Source organism: Chelativorans petroleitrophicus, assembly GCF_025398195.1.
Classification (GTDB): domain Bacteria; phylum Pseudomonadota; class Alphaproteobacteria; order Rhizobiales; family Rhizobiaceae; genus Chelativorans; species Chelativorans petroleitrophicus.
The window spans coordinates 1-2,447 of record NZ_JAODNV010000048.1; the positions used below are offsets into that span (position 1 = coordinate 1).

The following is a 2,447-nucleotide window of genomic DNA, read 5'->3' on the forward strand; positions in this document are numbered from 1 at the left end:
GGGTGGACGACTTTTACGCCGCCCGCAGCAGCTCCATGCCGCCGCTTCCGTGGACTAGTTTCTCACCGCCGTTCTCACGAGTGTTGGTGTTCCACTGTGCCAATCATTGCTAGAAGCTACTCCTTCGCGCAACTTCTCTACGATCTTGGCCCAATCGTTCATCATCTTCACGCGATAATCCCAATAGAGCGCGCGGTTGTAAGCGCGCCTAGTCTCATTCTCCTCGATATGGGCGAGCTGGAACTCGATCACGTCCTTGTCGTACTTGCGCTCGTTGAGGATGGTCGATGCGCTCGACCGGAAGCCGTGTCCGCAGTGCTTGCCCTTGTAGCCGAGCGACCAGAGGGCCTTGTTGATGCAGTTCTCCGACATCATCTCCTTGAAGCCTCTGCTCTTCGGAGACGGGAACACGTAGCCCTCCGTCAAGCCGGTGATGCGCCTTACGTCACGTAAGATGACCCTGGCGGCGTGAGAGAATGGTATGTCATGCGGCCGACGCAACTTCGTGTGTTCCGCAGGGATGGTCCAGACCGACTCTTCGTAGTCCACCTGATCCCAGGTCATCTTGCGCAGCTCGATCGGTCGCGGCCATGTGAGCGCCAAGAAGTTGAGGGCGAGGCGAACGATCGGGCTGCGGTACGTGTCGATCTTACGTAGCAGCTCCCCGAACCCCATCTCGCTGACAATGGCGGGATGGCTCGTCACTTTCGGAGCGGAGATGACCCGTTGAAGAACGTGAGTCGGGTCGCCGTTCGCCCGCTTGGTTATGGTGGCGAGGCGGAACACTGCGCTCATCGCCTGTCGAGCCCGCCGCGCGGTCTCAAGCTTCCCCGTGGCCTCGATGTCGGTCAGCAGGTCAAGCACGTCGGCCGCCGTGATCTCGGCTATCGGTCGCTTGCCGATCTTGGGCAGAACATACGCCTTTAGAACCCATGTCTTCTGATCTAGTGTGTTCTTGGCGCGACCCCGCTTCTCAAGCGAGTTCATGTACTCTTTGGCGACCACAGAGAACGTCGTCTCTGCGGAGACCTTTGACGCCCTGACCTTCTCCTGCTTCTCCTGCGAAGGGTCGATGCCTTGTGCCAGCAGCTTGCGGGCCTCCATCTTCCTCTCGCGAGCTTCCAGTAAGCTGATCTCGGGATAGGTCCCGATCGCTAGGGTCCGTTGCTTCCCGAGGAAGCGGTAAGCCATCCGCCAGAGCTTCGACCCGTTGGGCTGCACCTGTAGGTACAAGCCCTCGCCGTCGCTGATCTTGATGACTTTGCCGGTCGGCTTGATGTTGCGAACCTTGAGATCGGTCAGTGCCATCTCACTTCCCCCCGTATCAACGCCCCGAACGATACCAACAATGATACCAACAAATTGCTGCGCTTGAGGGCGACGTGCTGAGACGCCCTGAGACAGCGTTTTTCGGGCATTTTCTAGGAATTTCAGGGAGTTGCGAGACTGTCTGAGACGCTGGGAGACAGCTAGAGACAGACAGATGGCTCCGCGGGAGGAAAAGAAGCTGGTCGAAAAGTGGATGAAGCGGCAGGACGACTATGCCCGGATCGTCAGCGAAATGACGGCCCGGAACATGCTCGGTGGCGATGAGGTGAATGGCGTTCAGGGAAGCCGCGCCTCGGCCGGCGCCCAGCAGGTTCAGAATCGTTACATTCACATCCACCAGCACGGCAGCTCGAAATGCGCTCCGGCTCGCTCCTGCGATCGAACCTCGATCGAGGGTCTTTGGAACCGCGGAAGCTGCCGCAAGAAGGGAATAGACTTCGAAACCTTCAGGGACAGATTGCTGAACCTCCTTCTGGAGGCGCTGTTCGGAAAGTTCGGCGGCCGCAGTTCCCCGTGGGGAGATGGGCGCAATTTCGGCATTCAGCGCTGCTGCAGTGCCCTGCGGTTCGTCTGAAAAAGCCGGTTTCCCTTGCCTGCGGCGTGGGTGAACCACGCCGAGACCGACACAGTTTAATCTTGGAGTAATCAAATGTTTGCACTTCTGACGGGCGCCATGATGGCCCAAACCCAAAAACATATGATGGAGCAGACGACCCTGGCTATGGCCCAGGCGGAGCAGCAGCACCAGCAGCAGATGCTCAACATGGCCAGGGAGCATCATCGCGCGCTGGCCAACAATGCGCAGAAGCAGGCCATGGCCCAGCAGGAAGACGGACAGAAGCTCATGGCAGAAGCCACGAGCACGCTTGGCCGGGCTGCTGCCGCGTAAAGCTCATTGAACGTTCCCGTGCCACCGGCCTTCAGGCCCGGTGGCAGGGCCGTCTCGTCCTTTTAGAGGAGTTGGGCCGTGATCGAGGGAATTTCATCGAACATCACCGGTGGGGCGGCATTTCAGGAGCAGGGCACCGTTCAGGGCCTGATTGAACCGCGCCGGGTTTGCCGGAGGCTCCAACTCCTGAGTAGGATGGAGCATCATGAGCAAGACGACGAACAAGTTT

At 59.1% G+C, this 2,447-nt stretch carries 3 protein-coding genes; 2 read left to right on the forward strand and 1 reads right to left on the reverse strand.

The window, feature by feature from the left end:
* Positions 1–54 precede the first annotated feature (54 nt).
* Entirely contained in the window at positions 55–1,308 is a 1,254-nt protein-coding gene (locus NYR54_RS19025; RefSeq protein ID WP_261517274.1) for a tyrosine-type recombinase/integrase, read from the reverse strand.
* 175 nt (positions 1,309–1,483) lie between these two features.
* Here NYR54_RS19025 and NYR54_RS19030 point away from each other — a divergent pair, with 175 nt between their 5' ends.
* Positions 1,484–1,903 (forward strand): hypothetical protein, encoded by a 420-nt coding sequence (locus tag NYR54_RS19030; protein WP_261517275.1) that lies wholly within the window; start codon positions 1,484–1,486, stop codon positions 1,901–1,903.
* Between the two features lie 75 nt (positions 1,904–1,978).
* Positions 1,979–2,218 (forward strand): hypothetical protein, encoded by a 240-nt coding sequence (locus NYR54_RS19035; RefSeq protein WP_261517276.1) that lies wholly within the window; start codon positions 1,979–1,981, stop codon positions 2,216–2,218.
* Positions 2,219–2,447 lie beyond the last annotated feature (229 nt).

Coding starts and splice junctions, on each gene's coding strand:
- NYR54_RS19025 (WP_261517274.1), bottom strand. CDS start 1,308: ATGGCACTGACCGATCTCAAGGTTCGCAACATCAAGCCGACCGGCAAA.
- NYR54_RS19035 (WP_261517276.1), top strand. CDS start 1,979: ATGTTTGCACTTCTGACGGGCGCCATGATGGCCCAAACCCAAAAACAT.
- NYR54_RS19030 (WP_261517275.1), top strand. CDS start 1,484: ATGGCTCCGCGGGAGGAAAAGAAGCTGGTCGAAAAGTGGATGAAGCGG.